We start from the raw sequence: 18,233 nt of genomic DNA, 5'->3' as shown, positions 1-18,233 counted from the left end.
CCGCGTCAGCGGCTGGTTGGGCTGGCCTGCTTGCCAGTCAGGATCACCAGCGCAATGCCGCCGAGTATGGCCAGTGAGGCCAGGAGCAGACGCAGGCTGAGCGGTTCGGCGAGCAGCACCACACCGCCCAGCGCAGCGATCACCGGTACGCTGAGTTGCATGCTGGCGGCCGTGGTGGCTTTCAAGGCCGGCAAGGCGCTGTACCAGACGGCATAGCCGAGCCCGGACGCCAGCGCGCCCGAGGCGATGGCGTAGGCGATTCCAGCGGAGTGTTGCAGCGAGAGATCGCCGAGCATGGCGACACTCAGAATCAGCGCAATCGGCACTGCTCGGAGGAAATTGCCTGCGGTGACCTGCAGCGGATCGCCCGTGCCTTTGCCGCGCAACGAATAGATTCCCCACGCCATGCCCGCACCCAGCATCAGTGCCGAAGCCAGTGGCGGCGGTGCAGAGATACCCGGTAACAGCAACCCAACCAGCCCGCCAATGGCCAGCAACAGGCCGCCAAGCTGGGGCACTCGCAGGCGTTCGCCGCGGTACAGGCCATAACCGATCATGGTGCTTTGCACTGCGCCAAACAGCAGCAGGGCGCCGGTGGCCGTCGACAGTTCGAGGTAAGCGAAGGAAAAGCCGGCGGCGTAGGCAAACAGGGCCAGTGCTGATAGCCAGTTGCCTTGGCCAGCGGCGCTACCGGCGCGGATACGCACAATTAGCCAGAGCACGGCTGCCCCGGCGAGCAGGCGAATGCTGGTAAAACTGGCGGCATCAATGCTGCCGTCGGCGAGTGCTGCCCGGCAGAGCAGGGAGTTGGCCGCGAAGGCGATCAGCGCGAGTGTCGTCATGCAGACAAGGCGGGTGGATGACATGGGCGTTCCCACGGCGGCGTCAGTGGGGCGTTTGGGGATGCAGTCACTCACTGCGCTTGCCAAAACCCTTGGCAAGAAACAGCCAGGCCATCAGCGGATAACAGAAATAATGCAGGCCAAAGATCAGCAAACCCATGGGGCTGGGATCATCCTTCCACGCCATCATGGCCAGTAACCCCAGGTAGAGCAGCGCCAGGATGCCGCCGTACAGCGCGACCAAGCGACGGCGTTCGCCTTGCAAGGGTGCGCGGCGGTTGCGCCACGAGAACCACAGAGTCATACCGGCGGCCACCAGGGCGGCGATCAGCACTGTGGTCAACAACCCGCCGAGTTTGACGAAGGTACGCAGCAGCAGGTTGAGCACGATAACCGCCACCACGCCGCCAAGGGCCAGGCGAGTAACCGCGACGCTGCTGGGGCTTGGCTCGCGCATGAGGCGTGCTCCTAGAGGCTGCGATTAAGACCGAAACGTTTCTTTAATACGGCTTCGAGCAGGCGTTTAGGCAGCAGCGCCGCCAGCAGCGGCATGCTGCGGCTGCCATTACCCAGGCGTACCAGGTTCGGCCGGGATTTACTCTGCACGGCGGCCAGCAGGTTGCGGGCAAAGTGGCTGGTGGGCGTGGGGTTATCCTGCGAGGCGTTGGCGCGGGCGCGGATGCCGTCGCGGATCGGCCACCAGGGCGAGGCTTCATCAATAAGCTGTTCGGCCTGTTGGCTGGCGTTGGCGCCAAAGCTGGAGGCAATCGCGCCGGGCTGCACTTCCATCACCTCGATAGCGAAGGGTGCCAGTTCCAGGCGCAGGGCGTCGGTCAGAGCATGCACGGCGGCCTTGGAAGCGCAGTAGGCGCCGGCGAACGGGGTGACCAGCACGCCGGAGACGCTACCGATATTCACCACCAGCCCTTTGTTCTGCCGCAGCAGCGGGAACAGCGCGCGGGTCACGCCGACCAGCGAGAACACGTTGGTTTCGAATTGCTTGCGCATGGCTTCGACACCACCATCGAGCAGTGGGCCCATGGCGCCGTAGCCGGCGTTATTGATCAGTACGTCGAGCCCGCCGATCTCCGCTTTCAGGCGTTCGGCCAGTTGGCCCAGGCCCAGGCCATCGTTGACGTCCAGTTGCACGGCGTGAAAGCCCGCTTCGCTCAAGGCATTAAGGTCTTCAGCTTTGCGCGCAGTGGCCCAAACTTGATAACCGGCCTGCTGGAACACCTCGGCCAGGGCGCGGCCAATGCCGCTGGAACATCCGGTGATCAGTACGCTGGGCTTGGTCATGCAACTTTCCTTATTGTTTTAATGGGGGTCGCCGTCAACGGCTAAAGCTGCCTTGCAGGCGCTCAGCACGAAACTCCAGGGTCTTGGCGCGGTAGCCGCTGCGCAGCGTGGGCAGCGGCAGGCAGGCTTGCCAGTCGTCACCGGGCAACAATTCACCAGGGCCACTGTAGTGCGGGGTTTCATACAGGCGCTCGGCCAGGTTGACGCTGTCGCCAGGGCGGTAGGCGGCGATCTGCCAATGCAGCTCAAGCAGTGCGGCTTCGCTGCCATTCTTCAGGTTCAGGGCCAGCGGGCGATCCGCCGGGCAGCGCTCGGGGGCATAATCGAGGCGTAATTCGAGGTGGGCCAGGTGGCGGTTCTCGCGGCTTTCCTGCCAGAGCACCCAACTGGCGACCAGGCCCAGGCCGATCAGCGCGCCGAGGGAGATCGGCAGTGCCTTGCTCGGGTAGCGGATCAGCAGTATCAGCCAGCTCAACAGCAGAATTGCGCCGAATAGCATTATTCAGGCCTCGGGTTGGTCACGCAGGAACACCAGACTATCAGCCTTGGAGTGTTCCGCCGAATAGCGATAGCCCTGGTAGTTGAAGTCCTTGAGGCCGGCTGGGTCAGTCAGGCGCTCTTTGATCACGTAACGGGCCATCAGGCCGCGGGCTTTTTTCGCGTAGAAACTGATGATCTTGTACTGGCCGTTTTTCAGGTCTTTGAATTCGGTGTCGATGATCCGTGCATTCAATGCTTTGCGTTTCACTGCACTGAAGTATTCGTTGGACGCTAGGTTGAGCAGCACCTCGTCGCCCTGAGCCGCCAGCGCCTCATTCAGCCAGCCACTGATGCGCTCGCCCCAGAAGTCATAAAGGTTATTACCGCGCGGGTTGGCCAGTTTGGTGCCCATTTCCAGGCGATAGGGCTGCATCAGGTCGAGCGGGCGCAGCACGCCATACAGACCGGAAAGCATGCGCAGGTGCGTCTGCGCGAAGTCGAAGTCGGCCTCGCTGAAATCCTCTGCGTTAAGCCCGGTGTACACGTCACCCTTGAACGCCAGCAGCGCCTGTTTGGCATTGGACGGATTGAACGGTCGCTCCCAGCTGCCGAAGCGTGCAGCGTTAAGGCCGGCGAGTTTGTCCGAGAGGTGCATCAGCTCGGCGATCTGCGCCGGGGTAAAGTCGCGCAGTTGCTGAATCAGTTCCTGGGCGTGGTCCAGGTGTTCGGGTTGGGTAAAACGCGGGGTCGCTGGCGGTGTCTCGTAATCGAGGGTCTTGGCGGGGGAAATCACCATCAACATAAGCTGTGCTCCTAAAAGTCTGCGGCGATTCTAGAAGCTGCTGGCGCTTGAGACTACCTATAAGGACGATTGAGACGCTTGACCCAGGGGCCGCCACGGGGTTGTAGTCTGCCCAGGTCGAATTCTCCAAGGAGCTGCCATGACCGCCTGCAACCATTCGCGCTGGGAGCCGTCCCACGATTACCGCCCGCTGGAAACCGCTGCAGAGCGTCAGGCCTGGCGCGTTGCCGCGCTGACCGGGGTGACCATGCTGGTGGAGATTGTCGCCGGTTATGCGTTCAACTCCATGGCCTTGCTCGCCGATGGCTGGCACATGGCCTCGCATATGCTCGCGATTGGCCTGACGGCGCTGGCCTACCTGCTAGCGCGACGCTACGCCAACGACCCACGTTTTGCTTTTGGCACCTGGAAGGTCGAGGTACTGGCCGGGTTCGCCAGCTCACTGATGTTGCTGGTGGTGGTGACGATGTTGGCGTTCGAATCTTTCTGGCGTCTGTTACAGCCCCAGGTGATTGCCTTCGAGATGGCGCTGTGGGTCGCCGTCATTGGCTTGTTGGTCAACCTGGCTTCTGCTTGGCTGCTGCGTGATAGCTATGATCACGGGCATGCCCACGGCCAGGGTGATAGTCACGCTGGCGCGCATGCGCATGATGATCACGATCACGATCACGCCGCGCCAGCGGCGGGTAAGGACCTTAATCGCCATGCCGCCTTTATCCACGTACTGGCCGATGCGCTGACTTCGGTGGCGGCTATCATCGCCTTGCTCGGTGGCCTGCTGCTGGGCTGGGACTGGCTCGACCCACTGATGGGCGTGATTGGCGCGGTAATTATCGCGGTGTGGGCCAAGGGCCTGCTGATCGAAACCGGCAAGGTGCTGCTCGATCGCGAGATGGACAGCCCGGTGGTCGAGCGTGTACGCAGCGTTTTGGCCGAGGAAGCGGACACTGAGCTGGCGGACCTGCATCTATGGCGTGTAGGTCGGGCGCAGTTCGCCTGCATTGTCAGCGTGGTGACCCATGGCGACGGCTCGGCGGATCGCTACAAGGCGCGGCTGGCGGGGATTGCGGAGTTGGTGCATGTGACCGTGGAGGTCAATCGCTGTGCCGATGAGCACGGGGTGAAGCGAGGCTGACAGGTAAAAATATGACGGCCCGAAAGCCGGTGGGACTTCCGACTTTAACGGCGACCGCACAGGTCGCCAAGCGCTATTTGTCGCTCCGATAAATAAACCGGTAAATGCCGAAAAAAACGTTTTTCTGTCATCTTTTTTGGAGTATCTAAAAGGCAAGACCGCCGAACCCTGCAGACAGGTGGCGGCCATTGGCCCTCACCTTTTTGCAGCCTTCTCAGCCCCGGCACTGAGAAGTCGACGGCCCCTCCGCGGCGCAGACTCGCCCCTGCGTTGCCTGGCTACTACAAGAAGGTGACCGAGTATGGATGACCACGGACGCTCCAAGCCCACCGCCCCAACCCTGTACGCCCTCGACACCAATGTGCTGATCCACGACCCCAACGCGCTGCTGAATTTTCAGGAGCACCACGTTGCGATTCCCATGACCGTACTGGAGGAACTGGACAAGCTTAAAACCGGCAAACAGGGCGTGGCCGCCGAGTGCCGCCAGGCCATCCGTCTTATCGACAAAATTCTCGGCAGCGCCAACCCGGAGGAAGTGGAACACGGCGTTGCCATTCAGCGTGACAAGAGCGGCCCCTGTGGGTATTTGTCGATTCTGATGAGCAAGAGCGCCACCCCGGTCACCTGGCTGCCGGAAGACCTCAACGACAACAAGATCATCAACCAGCTAGTCGAGCTGAAGTCCCGCCGCCCCGGTCTCAACGTGGTGCTGGTCACCAAAGACATCAACATGCGTCTCAAAGCGCGCGCCTGTGGCATCGATTCCGAGGACTACCATACCGACCAGTTGGTCGACGACGTGTCCTTGCTGTCGCAGGGTTACCACAACATGGATGGCTCCTTCTGGGACCGCGTGAACAAGGTGGAAACCCGTCAGGACCACGGCCGTACCTGGCACCGCGTGCAGCTCATCGACAACTTGCCGGCGGTGCACGTCAACGAGTTCATCATCGACGAGCAGGGCTTTGTCGGTTGGATAAAGGGCATCAAGCATGGTGAGCTGCTGATTCTCGATATGCACCAGGAACCCTTGATGCACCAGGAAGCCTGGGGCCTGCGCCCGCGGGATATCTACCAGTCACTGGCGCTGTTTGCCCTGCTTGATCCGGACATCCACCTGGTCAACCTGTCCGGCGCGGCCGGCTCCGGTAAAACCATTCTGGCCCTGGCGGCGGCCATCGAACAGACCATGGTCAGCAAGCGTTATCGCAGGATTATTGCCACCCGCAGCGTGCAGGGGCTGGATCAGGAAATCGGTTTTCTCCCCGGCACCGAAGCCGAGAAGATGGAGCCCTGGCTCGGCGCGATCACCGACAACCTCGAAGCCCTGCATATGGACGACGAGAACACCCATGGTAGCGTCGACTACATCCTGCAAAAGGTCCCACTGCAGTTTAAATCGCTCAACTACATCCGTGGTCGCAGCTTCCAGCAGAGTCTGATCCTGATCGACGAATGTCAGAACCTTACCCCGCACCAGATGAAAACCATTATCACCCGTGCCGGCAGCGGTTCCAAAGTGGTGTGCCTGGGTAACCTGGCGCAGATCGATACGCCTTACCTGTCAGCGCCCAGCTCGGGCCTGACTTACCTGACGGAGCGCTTCAAAGATTTCGAGCATGGCGTGCATATCACCCTGCAAGGGGTGCCACGCTCGATCCTCGCCGAGTACGCCGAAACCCATATGTAACCCTTATCCGCGTTCGCCCAGCAGGCCGTTATGCCTGCTGGGCCGGACGCCGCTGTAACCTCCCGTCTGAATCCCCTGGCATTCACAGGTGCCGAAACCTGACCCCTGGGTTTACAATCGCCGGACACCTGCCTGGAGTCTGTCTGTGTTAACCCATCTCGATGCCCAAGGCCGCGCCAATATGGTCGATGTCAGCGATAAAGCCCTGACTGTCCGTGAAGCCGTGGCAGAAGCCCTGGTGCGCATGCGCCCGCAAACCCTGCAGATGATTACTCAGGGCGATCACCCCAAGGGCGACGTGTTCGCCGTGGCGCGTATTGCCGGTATTCAGGCGGCGAAGAAAACCAGCGACCTGATTCCACTGTGCCACCCGTTGATGCTGACCAGCGTCAAGGTCGAGCTAGCCCCTGAGGGCGCGGATGCCGTACGCATTACTGCGCGCTGCAAGCTGACCTGGCAGACCGGGGTGGAAATGGAAGCCCTGACCGCCGCCAGCGTCGCCGCATTGACTATCTATGACATGTGCAAGGCGGTGGATCGCGGCATGGTGATCGAAAGCGTGCGCCTGCTGGAGAAGGTCGGCGGTAAGAGTGGACACTTTTTAGCTGGGGACGAAGCATGATCCGCGTGCAGTATTTCGCCCGTTACCGCGAGGCCCTGGGTCTGGATGGGGAGCAGCTGAGCGCTGAATTCACCAGCCTTGATCAACTGCGCCAACACTTGCTGGCGCGTGGCGGGGTCTGGGAAGTACTGGCTGAGCAGAACCTGATGTGTGCACGCAATCAGGAACTCTGCAGCCTGGATGAGCCATTGGCCGCCGGCGATGAAGTGGCGTTTTTCCCTACGGTCACCGGAGGCTGAGTATGGCCATCCGCGTCCAGTCGCAACCCTTCGATCCGGGCGTTGAGCTTAACGCCCTGCATGCCGCCAACCTGGGCATTGGCGCGGTGGTCAGCTTTGTCGGCTATGTGCGTGACTTCAACGAGGGGCGCGAAGTCGGCGGCATGTTTCTCGAACACTTCCCCGGCATGACCGAGAAGGCCCTGGGCAAGATTGCCGAGGAAGCCACTCAGCGCTGGCCGCTGTTGGGTATCGAGATCATCCACCGTATCGGTCGCCTGGAACCAGGCGAGCCAATCGTCTTTGTCGGCACCAGCAGCGCCCACCGTCAGGCGGCATTCGATGCCTGCAACTTCGTCATGGATTACCTGAAAACCTGCGCGCCGTTCTGGAAGAAGGAAGACACCGCCGAAGGCCCACGCTGGGTCGAAGGGCGCTGCTCCGATCAGGCTGCAGCTGAGCGCTGGAAACAACAACCTTAAGCGCATTGTGCATGCATCGCCTGTGCTGATATTTCAGTCGCAGTGATGGTTTTTGCCCGGTTGACGGTTTGTACATATAAGTCCAGTATGGAATTTAAAGTATAAATCGAGACTGGCAAATGACCCGTCCACGCGTGCTAATCAGCCATCGCTTTTCGCTCAGGTGTACACCTGATGCGCCTTTCTTCTGTCTTGCAGCAACCGTCGTTGCCCGCTCGACCTGCGCCGCAATGCCAGGTGGCACGGGCCTGTCACTCCCTCAGCAGGAATCCGCACAATGAAGAAAATCGTTCTGGCGGGCGGTATCGCCCTGAGCCTGATTGCATCCAGCCTGTTCGCCGCAGACAAACCCCTGCGCCTGGGTATCGAGGCTGCCTATCCACCTTTTGCCTATAAAGAAGCCAGCGGGCAGATCGCCGGCTTTGATGTGGATATCGGCAACGCCCTGTGCGCTGAGATGAAGACCGAGTGCCAATGGGTCGAGCAGGAGTTCGATGGCCTGATCCCCTCGCTCAAGGTGAAAAAGGTCGACGCCATCCTGTCGTCCATGACCATCACCGATGACCGGCGCAAATCGGTGGATTTCACCGGCAAGTACTACTACAGCCCAGCGCGCCTGGTGATGAAGGCTGGCAGCGAAGTGGCCGCCGACTTCAGCAACCTCAAGGGCAAGCGCATCGGCGTGCAGCGCTCGACCACCACCGACCGTTTCGCCAGCGAAGTGCTGGCCGCGCAAGGGGTTGAAGTGGTGCGCTACAGCTCGCAGAACGAGATCTACCTCGACCTGATCTCTGCGCGCCTGGACGGCACCTTGGCCGACGCCATCCCGGTGGATGAAGGCTTTTTGAAAACCGCCAACGGCAAGGGCTTCGCCTTTGTTGGTCCGGCGTTTACCGACCCGAAGTATTTCGGTGAAGGTGCCGGCATCGCCGTGCGCAAGAGCGATGCGGAACTGCTCGGCAAGCTGAATGCGGCCATCCAGGCGATTCGCGCCAGCGGCGAATACCAGAAGATTCAGGCCAAGTACTTCACCTTCGATATCTACGGCGACTGAGCCGCGACAGCGAAGAGGGCAAGGTCGCACATTGCGCGGCCTTGTGTTTTGCGCTGCGCTATTGGCCGGCTATGCCATGCCGGTTGCGACTGGCCTGCACGATACGTTGTGCCGGCATGCGCAGTTGGCGCAACAGGTAGTCGGCAAATGCCGGATCGTAGGGTTGCAGGGTAATGGCCTGGGCCATGCAGTTCAGCCAGCTCTGGCTCAGGGCTTCGTCTATTGGCCACTGGGCGTGAAAGCTGGGGATGGCAATGGCGCCATACTGCTCGCTGAATAGCTTGGGCCCGCCGAGCCAGCCGCTGAGGAAGCAGGCCAGCTTGTCGCTTGCCAGCGTCAGGCTTTCGCCGTGCAACTGACGCAGCGCACGGGCTTCGGGCAGTTCATCCATCAAACGGTAGAAGTCTGCCACAAGGCGCCGTAAGCCTTCGATACCGCCCGCTGACTGATAGGACACATCGTCCACACCGTACACCGCTGTTTGTTGCATCGTCTGCGCCTCTGAGCAAAGCGCGCAGTATACGGCGCGCGGTCAGGGTCGCTTCGGCCAGGGTGATCAGTGGGCGAGGAAGCGGCGCAGGTCACGCATTTCTATCTGGATCTGCGGTAACTGGCTCTGCAATACCCGGCTACTGTCTTGCAGCGGCCGGTCATCGGCATGGCTGGCCTGCAGCGCGGTAAAGCTGCCGCTGGTAAACGGCAGCACCACCTTGTACTGCTCACTGAGGAACGCCAGGCGATCCCAGTCACCGGCCAATAGTACGCGTCCAGGTTGAGCATCGAACAGGCTACGGCCAACGGCGTAATCCTGCTGCGGGTTCTGCACGCCGAGCAGGGGCATCAGAGTGGGCAGCAGGTCGGTGTGGCTGGTGCGCAGTTTTTCCTGCTGCGCAGCCTTGCCTGGAATCCACAGCACCAGCGGCACCCGCACCTGTTCGTCAACAAAGGTGGAGTTGTGGCCCCAGCGGCCTTGCTCCATAAACTCTTCGCCATGGTCGCCGGTGATCACCACCAGGGTGTTGTCCAGCAGGCCGTTCTTCTCCAGGTGCTGAGTGACACGCGCCAACTGGCTGTCGAGGTGGTTGACCGAGTTCAGGTAGCGTTTGTAGATGCCGCCGATATCGCGCTGCAAATCCATGCTGGCGTAGCTGAAGTCAGGCAGGTAATCCGGTTCGATCACCGACTCCGGCGGAAAGCTGTAATTGGCATGCGGTGACTCGAAGAACAGGAAGGTCATAAACGGCTTGGTCGGGTCGCGCTGATCGACGAATTTCAGCAGCCGATCCACATTGCGCCGATCACGCTCCCAGGTGTGGCCCTGGTCATCCTCGACCATCTGCTCACGCGGTACGTTGACGAAGAGGGTCTTGTCGAACTCCGGGTAGCTGAAGCGGGCGCTGGTGAGCAGCTTGATCTGGTAGTTCTGCTGTTGCAGGACATCGATCAGCGGGCTGCCAACGCGGGCATCGAGCACCGGGAACCAGAGGTTCGCCGGCAGGCTGTAGAACTGGCTAAACATGCCAATGCGCGTGCCGTTACCACCGGAGTAATGGCTGACGAAATGCTGGGCGCGCTGGGCGAAGGCATGGGTCTGCGGCATCACGCGCGGGTTGAGGCTGTCGGCGCGCCAGGATTCGGCGACCAGCCAGACGATATTCAGCGGCTTGGCTGGCGGCTCGATACGCAGCGGGGCTTGCGGGTAGCGCAACTGGCCTTTCAACTCGACGCTGGCGACTTCCAGGCGTTGCGGACGTTCCAGGCCGAATTGTCTTTCCAGCACGCGACGCATGGTCAGCGGCTGGTAGAAAGGCATGCGCTGGGCGTTTTCCAACAGCGGGCTGTAGCCGTAGAAGTGGCTGACGCCATAGCTGATGCGTTCGCCTAGGGTGACCACGATAAACAGCGGCAGCACCCAGGCCAGGCGCGCAACGGGCAGGCCGCGCATACGCGCCAGACCATGGGCCAATGCAAGCAGGCCAGCCTGCAGGGCGAAGATACCCACTGCGAGCAGCGCCACTTCGCGTTCGGTGGAGGCCGACGAGCCTAGCGCCGCGATACCGCCCGGGGTGCTGATAATGTTCCAGACAAACCCGTTGAGGTGAAAACCGTAGAGCTGCCACAGCATATGGTCGCCATACAGCGCCAGCTGCACCACGGCGGCGAGTAGCACCGCCAGCACCGCAGCGGCTCTCGGCGAGAACTTCAGAATCAGGCGAGTAATAGCCCAAACCGGCGCTATAAACAGCAGCGCATAACTGCCAATCAGCACCAGTTGGTAGAGCAGCAGCCAGGACGGTGCGGCCAGATCAAAGAAACGGCCCAGATTCAGGGCCACGGCCAGCCAGGTCAGCAGCCAATAAAAGGAATAGGGGTGACGCGATGCAACGAAAGGCATGGGCAGTCCTTCTTATAGATTTGGGACGTAATAAGGCGATGGTGCCGGCAGTCTCTCTGCTCAGGAAAACATCCCTGGCTTAACTGCGGCTTAAGCGATGTGCGAACGCGACTCAGACCTCTACAAGTGGCTGGGGTTTCCCACTGGGTGATGGCGGATCGAAAGCATTAATGCGTTAACAGGTGTGTCACCACGCGGTAGCGGTCACTCGCCCTTGATCTCTTTCAAATGCTTGTACACCGTCGCGCGGCCCATGTTCAGCACGTTGGCCACGTAGTTGGCGGCGCTTTTGCCTTTGAAGGCGCCTTCGGCGTGCAGGGCTTCGACCAGTTCGCGCTTGTGATCGCGGGTCAGCAGGTTGAGGCCGAGCTGGCGCTGGCGTAGCCAGCTGTGCAGAAAGGTGTTGATGCGCTCCTGCCAGTCATCGCGGAACAGGGCGTCGGGCTGCGGCACCAGTTTGCTGGAGGAGAGAAACAGGTCCAGCGCCTGCTTGGCGGTCTCGAATAGCGAGATATTCAGATTGATGCACAGCACTGCGATAGGCGTGCCGGCAGCGTCGCGCAGCACGCTGCTGACCGAGCGGATCTTCTGTCCGTCCCAGTTGAGCTTTTCATAAGGGCCGATGGTCCGTTCGTCGACGTCGCCGCTGAGCATGTCCTCCAGCGCCGCGTCATCACCGATCACCCGTTTGGAAATGTTGTTGGCGATGTAGTCGACCTTTTGCGTGCGCAGGTCGTGCAACACCACTTCGGCGTGGGGGAAGAACAGCGTGGCGATGGCGTCGGCGATGGTGCGGTAGTTGTCCAGCTCGGGGGCGGGGCGGGGCGGCGTCATGCGGCTAACTCTTCGGGCTCAGGTGGCGTTGCGAGTGTGCCGCAAAGCGCCCGAGGCGTCATCCTCGGGCGCTGCGACTGATTATTTGAGCAGGCGGGCAGGGGAGAGCATGGCTTCCGTAAGGCCAAATTGGCGCAAGTGTTCGGGCAGCGATTCACCATGGGCCAGGGCGGCGCAGGCCATGCCCATGGCGGCGGAGGTCTGGATGCCGTAACCGCCTTGCGCGGCGACCCAGAAGAAGCCCGCCACTTGCGGGTCGAAACCGCCGACCAGATCGCCATCGGCGACAAAAGAGCGCAGACCGGCCCAGGTATGTGCGGGGCGGCGAATGCTCAGGCTGGTGTGTTCTTCGATCTGGTAGATGCCGAGAGCGATGTCCAATTCTTCCGGCTGGACATCGTGGGGCTCGACCGGGTCGGCGTTGGCTGGCGAGCCGAGCAGCAGGCCGGCATCGGGCTTGAAGTAGAAGGATTCGTCGAGGCTGACCACGCAGGGCCAGGCATGGCAGTCGATGCCTTCCGGTCCGTTAAAGGTAAAGGCCGCACGACGTTTTGGGATCAGGCCGATGGGTGTCACACCCGCCAGAGCGGCGATCTGGTCGCACCAGCCGCCGGCGGCGTTGATCAGCACCTTGGCGCGGTATTGCGCGCTGCCGCAGTCCACCAACCAGACATCGCCGTCGCGCTGGATGCGCAGCACTTCGCAGCTAGTGTGGATTTCCCCGCCCTGCTGGCGAATGCCGCGCAAGTAGCCTTGGTGCAGGGCGTCGGTGTCGATATCGGCGGCGCTGGGGTCGAGCATGGCGGCCTGCACCTTGTCGCGGCGCAGCACCGGCACCAGGGCGCAGGCTTCATCGGCGCTCAACAGACGCATATCGGGCACGCTGGCTTTGCCGCTGTCGAACTGGTGTTGCAGCTCGGCGGCATCACCAGTGAAGTCCACCACCAGTTCGCCGCGCGGGCTCAGCAACGGGTGTTCAGCAAAACCGGCCGGAGGCACATCGTAGAAGGCGCGGCTGGCTGCGGTCAGGGCGCGCACCTGGGGCGTGCCGTAGGCCACGGTGTAGAGCGCGGCAGAGCGGCCGGTGGAGTGATAGCCCGGTAGCTGCTCACGTTCCAGCAGGATGGTTTTGCCGTGGGCGGCGAGAAAGTAGCCGGTGGAGGCCCCGGCGATGCCGGCGCCGATGATCAGGTAATCGGCCTGGTGCATCAGCAGGCCTCCTGCTTGAGCTGGTAGAGCGCGTGGGCCAGGGCGACATCTTCCAGGCCCAGGCCGATGGAGCGGAAAAATACCGAACGGCGGTAGTCCGGGTGAGCTGCCTTACCGCTGACGAGTTCGGCCAGATCACCCAGGATGTCGGCACTGCTCCAGCCCAGTCGGCTGGCCAGGAGCATTTCCCCGGCGCTGTCCGGTGTGGTCGCGCGGTAGTCGCAGTAGACATCCATATTCAGCAGGCTGGCGGGCGTCACCTCATGGGCGCGCGGTGCGTTGGTGCTGATCGAGGTGATCAGCGCCGGTTTATCCAGCTCGGCGGGATCGAGCAGCGGTTTCGCCGAGGAGGTGCAGAGCATCACCACGTCGGCATCGCGAATGGCGTCCGCCTGGCTGGCACACAGCTGGATGCGCGAGTCGAGTTGCTGCAGCTTGAGCAGCTGCGCACCAGTTTTGCCAGCCAGGCCTGGGGAGTAGATGCGGATGCTTTGCCAGGGGCGCAACTGCTTTGCGTAATGCACATGGGCCTGGGCCACGGCGCCGCTGCCGATCACCGCCAGGCGGCTGGCCTCGGGCGCGGCCAGGGCATCCACCGCCACTGCGGTGGTGGCCGCGGTGCGCGCGGTGGTCAGGCTGCCGGCGTCGCACAGCAGCAACGGCTGGCCGGTCTGCATCGACATCAGCAGGGTCCAGGCGGTAATCAGCGGGCCTTGCTCACGGACGATATAAGGTGAGGTTTTCACCCCGTACACACCCGCTCCGGCGAGCACACCGAGGTAGTTGATAAAGTCGCCAGCCCCGTTGGGAAACTCCACCAGTTGCTGCGCCGGCTGCACCGCATTGCCGGCGGCCAGCTCCCGGAACATGGCGACCATGGCCTGGTGCACATCGACCTGAGCGAGCAACTGCTCGGCGGCGGTTTTATCCAGCACATAAGGGGTGGTCGACATGGGCGGCTCCGTAACGAATTAAACAATTAAATCCATTCTGGACTTTATGGTCTTTTTCGACAAGCGCCGACGCGGCATCTTGATACGTTGCTGCGACGTTTAGCCTGGCTGACGCAGGCGCTTGCGAAACGCCCCTGGGCTTTCCCCGCAGAGCTGCTTGAACAGCTTGGCGAAGGTGGCGCGGTCGGCGTAACCGACCTGTTCGGCGATCTGCTCCAATGACGCCGGGCTGCGCAGGGCGCGCTGCGCGGCGCTGATGCGTACCCGCTGCAGGTAGTCGTTGGGCGTTAGCCCGGTGCTGGCCTTGAATCGCCGCAGCAGAGTGCGCGATGAGCAGTTGGCTTGGGCGGCCAGGCGATTGAGGTCGATATTTTCGCCATGATGACGCTGCAGCCACTGCAGCACGGGCGTGAGTTGGCAATCCGTGCTGGGCGGCGGCAGTAGCGGGGCAAAGCGTGATTGCTGGCCGCGCTGGCTGTCGAAGACCAGGGCATTGGCCACCTGTTGCGCTAGGCCGTCGCCGCCATGCTGGGCGATCAGATGCAGGCACAGGTCGAGCCCGGCATGCGCACCGCCGGAGCTGAGCAGATGGCCGTCCTCGCAGATCAGTTGCTCGATCTGCAAATTGACCAGCGGAAAACGCTGGCGGAACTGGCTGGCCAGCGCCCAGTGGGTGGTGGCGCGGCGCCCGTCGAGCACGCCGGCGGCGCCCAGCAGAAAGGCGCTGCTGCACAGACTGGCCAGGTGTTGGGTGGGTGCGCGTTGCGCCAGCCAGGGCAGCAGGGCGGCGTTATCGCTCAGGGTGGTATCGATGGCGCTGCCGCTGGCGGCGAGCAGAATCAGCTCGGCATCCTCGGCCAGGCTCAGGTCGCCATCGACCTGGATCTGCGCAAAGCCCAGATCAACCGCCTTCCCATCCAGACTGACGCGCTGCAACTCGAACAACCGTTGCTCGGCCAGGCGGTTGGCCAGCACAAAAGCATCCATGGCCATGCTCAGGCTGGAGCACACGGTTTGCGGGCAGACGTACAGGGCGATCTTCAGCATGACGTGCTCAGGTGCGATGAAATTTGGCGATTATTGACACAAGTATGTCTTTTGCGCCAATCGCGCGGCGGCGATTTAACGACAATACTGCTCGCACGTTCCCTACCGGAGTTCGCCCCATGACCCACCCCAACGCCGAGCTGATCACCCGTTTCTACCAAGCCTTCCAGCAGCTGGATGCCGAAACCATGGCCAGCTGTTACAGCGAGGATGTGCAGTTCAGCGACCCGGTTTTTACCGATTTACGTGGTGCGTCTGCTGGCGATATGTGGCGCATGCTCTCTGCCAAGGCCCAGGGTTTTTCCCTGACCTTTGATGGCGTGACCGCCGATGAGCACTCCGGCAAGGCTCGCTGGGTGGCGACCTATACCTTCAGCCAGACCGGTAATCAGGTGGTCAACCATATCGAGGCCAACTTCCGCTTTCGCGATGGCAAGATCGTCGAGCACCGTGATCACTTCGATCTGTGGCGCTGGGCCGGCCAGGCGCTGGGTATCAAGGGCCTGCTGTTGGGCTGGGCGCCCTTTGTACAGAACGCCATTCGCCAGCAGGCAGCCAAAGGCTTAGCGGCTTTTCAGAAGAGCCGTTAAGCTCAGCGACCTTCTTTGCCTGTCTGCCGATCTTCGTGATGCCTGATGTGATCTCTGTGGAAACTCCTGCCGTCGCCAAGCCCTGGTTTGTCTACCTGGTGCGTGCGGCCAATGGTGCGCTGTACTGCGGCATCAGCGACGATCCGCACAAGCGTTTTGCCAAGCACCAAAGCGGTAAAGGTGCGCGTTTCTTCCACTCCAGTCCGGCGCAGGCACTGGTGTATATCGAGCCGTGCGCCGGCAAAGGTGATGCATTACGCCGTGAACGGGCGATCAAGGCCATGAGCAAGTTGGCCAAGGAAACCCTGGTGGCCGCCGTGCCTGTTATCGCCGTAGCTGATAACGCACCATCAGGCTAAGCGGGTAGGCTGCTTCGGCTTGCGCGGTTAAGCTGCTGGTTTACCTGACCCCTTGCGGAGCCTGCCATGCACGAGTTGATCCTGCACCATTACCCGACCTCGCCCTTTGCCGAGAAGGCGCGGCTGATGCTCGGTTTCAAGCAGCTGTCCTGGCGCTCGGTGATGATCCCGCCGATCATGCCCAAGCCGGATTTGACGGCCCTGACTGGCGGCTACCGCAAGACGCCAGTGTTGCAGGTGGGCGCGGATATCTACTGCGATACCGCGCTGATCGCCCGTCGCCTGGAAGCCGAAAAAGCCACCCCTGCGCTGTTCCCCGAGGGCCAGGAATTTAACGTTGCCTGCTTCGCCCAGTGGGCCGACTCCCAGGTCTTCCTGCATGCGGTGAGCTTGGTGTTCCAGCCGGAATCCATCGCGGCGCGTTTCGGCAAACTACCGCCAGAGTTTCTCAAGACCTTTATCGCTGACCGCTCGACGCTGTTCAACGGCGGCCTTGCGACACGCATCCCGCTTGAAGTGGCCAAGCATCAGTGGCCCACGCTGATGACGCGCCTGCAGCAACAGCTGGCCCGTGAGCCGGGTGATTTCCTGTTTGGCGAGCCGTCGCTGGCCGACATCGCCATGGCTCACCCGTTGTGGTTCCTGCGCGGCACCCCGGTGACAGCGCCGCTGGTTGATGCCTACCCGGATGTGGCGGCCTGGTTGGCGCGGGTGTTGGACTTCGGTCACGGCTCATTCAGTGAAATGAGCGCTGCAGATGCCATCGAGGTGGCCCGTGAAGCCACTCCAGCGGCTCTGCCGGCGGCCGCGTTGGCTGATCCCAACGGTTTTGCTATTGGTCAGCAGGTGGCGATTTCTGCCATTGATTACGGTGTGGATGCGGTTGAGGGTGAACTGGTGTTCAGCGGCAGCGAAGAGCTTATCCTTCGTCGTGAAGATCCGCGTGCGGGGACGGTGCATGTGCACTTCCCGCGACTCGGTTTTGCCATCAAGGCGCTGTAAGCACCAGGTTACGACCTACTGCGCGCTGGCTTTTCAGTAGGCAGCGCGCATCGCCTGCGGATCGTAACCGTGAATCAGCGTGCCCTTGATATCCAGCAAGGGCACGCCGCGCCCACCCAAAGCCTTGAAGGTCGCCTGGCCGGCGGGGTCTTTCTCGATATCAATTTCCCGGTAGGCAATCTGATCCTGTGCCAGTTGCTCGCGGGTTTTCGCGCAGTAGCCGCACCATTGCGTGGCATACAACACCACCTCGCCCGGCCGATCAGCCAGCGGCGGTTGAAACCAGCGTTGCACCGTGTCCCAGTGTTGGAAGAGCGCCAGGGCGCTAAGCAGCAGAATGACTTTCTTCATGGGGCGTTCCTTTGCCTGCTTGTGTCGATGATCTGGTGAAGCTTGTGCTAGCTGCGCTGCAAGTCTTCCAGACTGAACGGCGGCGGGGTATCCGGCCAATCCAGTTTTAGCCGCTCCAGCTCGCGGGCCAGCAGGCTTGCCACCAGCCAGTCGCGCAGCCAGCGATGATCCGCCGGAATTACATACCAAGGCGCGGCGTCGCTTTGACTGACCGTTAGCTGTTCGGCCCAGCGCTGTTGGCGCAGGTCAAATTCGCGGTAGGACTGCAGGTCGCTGCTGTGCAGTTTCCAGCGTTTATGAGGTTTTTCCAGGCGCTCTTGCAGGCGGTGCTTTTGTTCATCTCTGGATAGCTGCAAAAAGCATTTCAGCGGTTGAATCGACTGGCTGATCAGCTGCGCCTCGAAGGCGTGAATCGCCAGTTGGCGCGCGGGGAGTTCGGCGGCGCTGCACAGGCCATCCAGCGGATCGCTGATCAGCCCTTCGTAGTAACTGCGGTTGAATACCCCGAGCAGGCCCAGCCCCGGCAAACGCCGTTGATAGCGCCAGAGAAAGTCATGGCGCTGTTCGCAGGCATCGGGTTTCTGAAAACTGTGGATGCGCAGACCCTGGGGATCGAAGCTGCTGATCACCCGGCGAATCACGCCATCCTTACCGGAGCAATCGGTGCCTTGCAGGATCAGCAGCAGGGCATTACGCCGGTTGGCCCAGAGCATGCGCTGTTGCTGATTGAGCCAGGGGCGCAGTTCAGCCAGGGCTAGCTGCGCCGCCTGCTTGTTCAGGCCGAAGTCGCGCGCCGGATCCTGAGCAAAGGGTGCTGCCGGGTCACAGCGGCAGGCATCCAGCAGGCTATCCGGCAGGCGGCTCAT

22 protein-coding genes are annotated in these 18,233 nt (G+C 61.8%); 9 read left to right on the top strand and 13 right to left on the bottom strand.

Features of this window, described 5'->3' with window-relative positions; genetic code table 11:
* Positions 1-5: 5 nt before the first annotated feature.
* Genes BLO50_RS03865 through yaaA form a run of 5 tightly spaced genes read right to left on the bottom strand, consistent with a single transcriptional unit; the run spans position 6 to position 3,423 of the window.
* Positions 6-866 (bottom strand): DMT family transporter, encoded by an 861-nt coding sequence (locus tag BLO50_RS03865; protein ID WP_090248875.1) that lies wholly within the window; start codon positions 864-866, stop codon positions 6-8.
* Between the two features lie 43 nt (positions 867-909).
* Entirely contained in the window at positions 910-1,299 is a 390-nt protein-coding gene (locus tag BLO50_RS03860) for a hypothetical protein (protein WP_090248873.1), read from the bottom strand.
* 11 nt (positions 1,300-1,310) lie between these two features.
* Positions 1,311-2,141, bottom strand: coding sequence for an SDR family oxidoreductase (locus tag BLO50_RS03855; RefSeq protein WP_090248871.1), 831 nt, complete (start codon positions 2,139-2,141; stop codon positions 1,311-1,313).
* Positions 2,142-2,175: 34 nt separating this feature from the next.
* Positions 2,176-2,640, bottom strand: coding sequence for a multidrug transporter (locus tag BLO50_RS03850; RefSeq protein ID WP_090248869.1), 465 nt, complete (start codon positions 2,638-2,640; stop codon positions 2,176-2,178).
* 3 nt (positions 2,641-2,643) lie between these two features.
* Positions 2,644-3,423: a peroxide stress protein YaaA gene (gene yaaA, locus BLO50_RS03845; protein WP_090248867.1), complete on the bottom strand. Its 780-nt coding sequence runs from the start codon at positions 3,421-3,423 to the stop codon at positions 2,644-2,646.
* Positions 3,424-3,562: 139 nt separating this feature from the next.
* Between yaaA and dmeF the strand changes: the two genes are divergently transcribed.
* From dmeF to BLO50_RS03815, 6 genes are all read left to right on the top strand, one after another.
* Entirely contained in the window at positions 3,563-4,558 is a 996-nt protein-coding gene (gene dmeF / locus BLO50_RS03840; protein ID WP_090248864.1) for a CDF family Co(II)/Ni(II) efflux transporter DmeF, read from the top strand.
* Positions 4,559-4,859: 301 nt separating this feature from the next.
* Positions 4,860-6,251, top strand: a complete 1,392-nt coding sequence (locus BLO50_RS03835; RefSeq protein WP_090248862.1) for a PhoH family protein — start codon at positions 4,860-4,862, stop codon at positions 6,249-6,251.
* 145 nt (positions 6,252-6,396) lie between these two features.
* Entirely contained in the window at positions 6,397-6,873 is a 477-nt protein-coding gene (gene moaC / locus BLO50_RS03830) for a cyclic pyranopterin monophosphate synthase MoaC (RefSeq protein ID WP_090248860.1), read from the top strand.
* The gene (locus BLO50_RS03825) at positions 6,870-7,112 is read left to right on the top strand and encodes a MoaD/ThiS family protein (RefSeq protein WP_090248858.1); all 243 of its coding nucleotides are present in this window, start codon (positions 6,870-6,872) and stop codon (positions 7,110-7,112) included. Before moaC ends, BLO50_RS03825 begins: the two co-directional genes overlap by 4 nt.
* Before the next feature lie 2 nt (positions 7,113-7,114).
* Positions 7,115-7,573, top strand: a complete 459-nt coding sequence (moaE, locus tag BLO50_RS03820; protein WP_090248856.1) for a molybdopterin synthase catalytic subunit MoaE — start codon at positions 7,115-7,117, stop codon at positions 7,571-7,573.
* A gap of 277 nt (positions 7,574-7,850) precedes the next feature.
* The gene (locus BLO50_RS03815; RefSeq protein ID WP_090248854.1) at positions 7,851-8,627 is read left to right on the top strand and encodes an ABC transporter substrate-binding protein; all 777 of its coding nucleotides are present in this window, start codon (positions 7,851-7,853) and stop codon (positions 8,625-8,627) included.
* 58 nt (positions 8,628-8,685) lie between these two features.
* On the opposite strand, the gene BLO50_RS03810 is transcribed toward BLO50_RS03815, so the two are convergent.
* The 6 genes from BLO50_RS03810 to BLO50_RS03785 all read right to left on the bottom strand — a co-directional run bounded on the left by BLO50_RS03810 (position 8,686) and on the right by BLO50_RS03785 (position 15,065).
* Complete coding sequence (locus tag BLO50_RS03810) at positions 8,686-9,117, bottom strand: group II truncated hemoglobin (RefSeq protein ID WP_090248852.1); 432 nt, start codon at positions 9,115-9,117, stop codon at positions 8,686-8,688.
* A 66-nt stretch (positions 9,118-9,183) separates the two neighbouring features.
* Positions 9,184-11,022, bottom strand: a complete 1,839-nt coding sequence (locus BLO50_RS03805) for a sulfatase-like hydrolase/transferase (protein ID WP_090248850.1) — start codon at positions 11,020-11,022, stop codon at positions 9,184-9,186.
* Between the two features lie 204 nt (positions 11,023-11,226).
* Entirely contained in the window at positions 11,227-11,856 is a 630-nt protein-coding gene (locus BLO50_RS03800) for a helix-turn-helix transcriptional regulator (protein ID WP_090248847.1), read from the bottom strand.
* An 81-nt stretch (positions 11,857-11,937) separates the two neighbouring features.
* Positions 11,938-13,065 carry an NAD(P)/FAD-dependent oxidoreductase gene (locus BLO50_RS03795; RefSeq protein ID WP_090248845.1) on the bottom strand — a complete coding sequence of 376 codons (1,128 nt, stop codon included), beginning with the start codon at positions 13,063-13,065 and terminating at the stop codon, positions 11,938-11,940.
* The gene (locus BLO50_RS03790; RefSeq protein WP_090248843.1) at positions 13,065-14,018 is read right to left on the bottom strand and encodes an ornithine cyclodeaminase family protein; all 954 of its coding nucleotides are present in this window, start codon (positions 14,016-14,018) and stop codon (positions 13,065-13,067) included. The genes BLO50_RS03795 and BLO50_RS03790 overlap by 1 nt, the downstream gene beginning before the upstream one ends.
* Positions 14,019-14,117: 99 nt before the next feature.
* Positions 14,118-15,065 (bottom strand): GlxA family transcriptional regulator, encoded by a 948-nt coding sequence (locus tag BLO50_RS03785; protein ID WP_090248841.1) that lies wholly within the window; start codon positions 15,063-15,065, stop codon positions 14,118-14,120.
* Positions 15,066-15,184: 119 nt separating this feature from the next.
* On the opposite strand from BLO50_RS03785, the gene BLO50_RS03780 reads away from it, so the two are divergent.
* The 3 genes from BLO50_RS03780 (at position 15,185) to BLO50_RS03770 (ending at position 17,016) form a co-directional block, all read left to right on the top strand.
* The gene (locus tag BLO50_RS03780) at positions 15,185-15,655 is read left to right on the top strand and encodes a nuclear transport factor 2 family protein (RefSeq protein WP_090248840.1); all 471 of its coding nucleotides are present in this window, start codon (positions 15,185-15,187) and stop codon (positions 15,653-15,655) included.
* Between the two features lie 38 nt (positions 15,656-15,693).
* Positions 15,694-16,014 carry a GIY-YIG nuclease family protein gene (locus tag BLO50_RS03775; protein WP_090248838.1) on the top strand — a complete coding sequence of 107 codons (321 nt, stop codon included), beginning with the start codon at positions 15,694-15,696 and terminating at the stop codon, positions 16,012-16,014.
* A 66-nt stretch (positions 16,015-16,080) separates the two neighbouring features.
* A complete protein-coding gene (locus BLO50_RS03770) occupies positions 16,081-17,016 on the top strand; it encodes a glutathione S-transferase family protein (RefSeq protein ID WP_090248836.1) in 936 nt (311 codons plus the stop codon).
* Positions 17,017-17,049: 33 nt separating this feature from the next.
* Here BLO50_RS03770 and BLO50_RS03765 read toward each other — a convergent pair whose 3' ends face one another.
* Together BLO50_RS03765 and BLO50_RS03760 are read right to left on the bottom strand one after the other, a co-directional pair.
* A complete protein-coding gene (locus BLO50_RS03765) occupies positions 17,050-17,367 on the bottom strand; it encodes a glutaredoxin family protein (protein ID WP_090248834.1) in 318 nt (105 codons plus the stop codon).
* Between the two features lie 47 nt (positions 17,368-17,414).
* Positions 17,415-18,233 carry a polyphosphate kinase 2 family protein gene (locus tag BLO50_RS03760; protein ID WP_090248831.1) on the bottom strand — a complete coding sequence of 273 codons (819 nt, stop codon included), beginning with the start codon at positions 18,231-18,233 and terminating at the stop codon, positions 17,415-17,417.

The sequence above is a fragment of the Pseudomonas peli genome (assembly GCF_900099645.1).
Classification (GTDB): Bacteria; Pseudomonadota; Gammaproteobacteria; order Pseudomonadales; family Pseudomonadaceae; genus Aquipseudomonas; species Aquipseudomonas peli.
Note: the sequence above shows the minus strand (reverse complement) of the source record. Positions and strands in the feature narration are given on the sequence as shown.

Bases quoted from the DNA above. Each gene is read 5' to 3' on its own strand.
- BLO50_RS03815 (WP_090248854.1), top strand. From the start codon at position 7,851: ATGAAGAAAATCGTTCTGGCGGGCGGTATCGCCCTGAGCCTGATTGCA.
- BLO50_RS03860 (WP_090248873.1), bottom strand. From the start codon at position 1,299: ATGCGCGAGCCAAGCCCCAGCAGCGTCGCGGTTACTCGCCTGGCCCTT.
- dmeF (WP_090248864.1), top strand. From the start codon at position 3,563: ATGACCGCCTGCAACCATTCGCGCTGGGAGCCGTCCCACGATTACCGC.
- BLO50_RS03775 (WP_090248838.1), top strand. From the start codon at position 15,694: ATGCCTGATGTGATCTCTGTGGAAACTCCTGCCGTCGCCAAGCCCTGG.
- BLO50_RS03760 (WP_090248831.1), bottom strand. From the start codon at position 18,233: ATGAGCCGCCTGCCGGATAGCCTGCTGGATGCCTGCCGCTGTGACCCG.
- BLO50_RS03790 (WP_090248843.1), bottom strand. From the start codon at position 14,018: ATGTCGACCACCCCTTATGTGCTGGATAAAACCGCCGCCGAGCAGTTG.
- BLO50_RS03810 (WP_090248852.1), bottom strand. From the start codon at position 9,117: ATGCAACAAACAGCGGTGTACGGTGTGGACGATGTGTCCTATCAGTCA.
- BLO50_RS03850 (WP_090248869.1), bottom strand. From the start codon at position 2,640: ATGCTATTCGGCGCAATTCTGCTGTTGAGCTGGCTGATACTGCTGATC.
- BLO50_RS03855 (WP_090248871.1), bottom strand. From the start codon at position 2,141: ATGACCAAGCCCAGCGTACTGATCACCGGATGTTCCAGCGGCATTGGC.
- BLO50_RS03770 (WP_090248836.1), top strand. From the start codon at position 16,081: ATGCACGAGTTGATCCTGCACCATTACCCGACCTCGCCCTTTGCCGAG.
- yaaA (WP_090248867.1), bottom strand. From the start codon at position 3,423: ATGTTGATGGTGATTTCCCCCGCCAAGACCCTCGATTACGAGACACCG.
- BLO50_RS03800 (WP_090248847.1), bottom strand. From the start codon at position 11,856: ATGACGCCGCCCCGCCCCGCCCCCGAGCTGGACAACTACCGCACCATC.
- BLO50_RS03835 (WP_090248862.1), top strand. From the start codon at position 4,860: ATGGATGACCACGGACGCTCCAAGCCCACCGCCCCAACCCTGTACGCC.
- BLO50_RS03785 (WP_090248841.1), bottom strand. From the start codon at position 15,065: ATGCTGAAGATCGCCCTGTACGTCTGCCCGCAAACCGTGTGCTCCAGC.
- BLO50_RS03825 (WP_090248858.1), top strand. From the start codon at position 6,870: ATGATCCGCGTGCAGTATTTCGCCCGTTACCGCGAGGCCCTGGGTCTG.
- BLO50_RS03780 (WP_090248840.1), top strand. From the start codon at position 15,185: ATGACCCACCCCAACGCCGAGCTGATCACCCGTTTCTACCAAGCCTTC.
- BLO50_RS03795 (WP_090248845.1), bottom strand. From the start codon at position 13,065: ATGCACCAGGCCGATTACCTGATCATCGGCGCCGGCATCGCCGGGGCC.
- moaE (WP_090248856.1), top strand. From the start codon at position 7,115: ATGGCCATCCGCGTCCAGTCGCAACCCTTCGATCCGGGCGTTGAGCTT.
- BLO50_RS03765 (WP_090248834.1), bottom strand. From the start codon at position 17,367: ATGAAGAAAGTCATTCTGCTGCTTAGCGCCCTGGCGCTCTTCCAACAC.
- BLO50_RS03805 (WP_090248850.1), bottom strand. From the start codon at position 11,022: ATGCCTTTCGTTGCATCGCGTCACCCCTATTCCTTTTATTGGCTGCTG.
- BLO50_RS03865 (WP_090248875.1), bottom strand. From the start codon at position 866: ATGTCATCCACCCGCCTTGTCTGCATGACGACACTCGCGCTGATCGCC.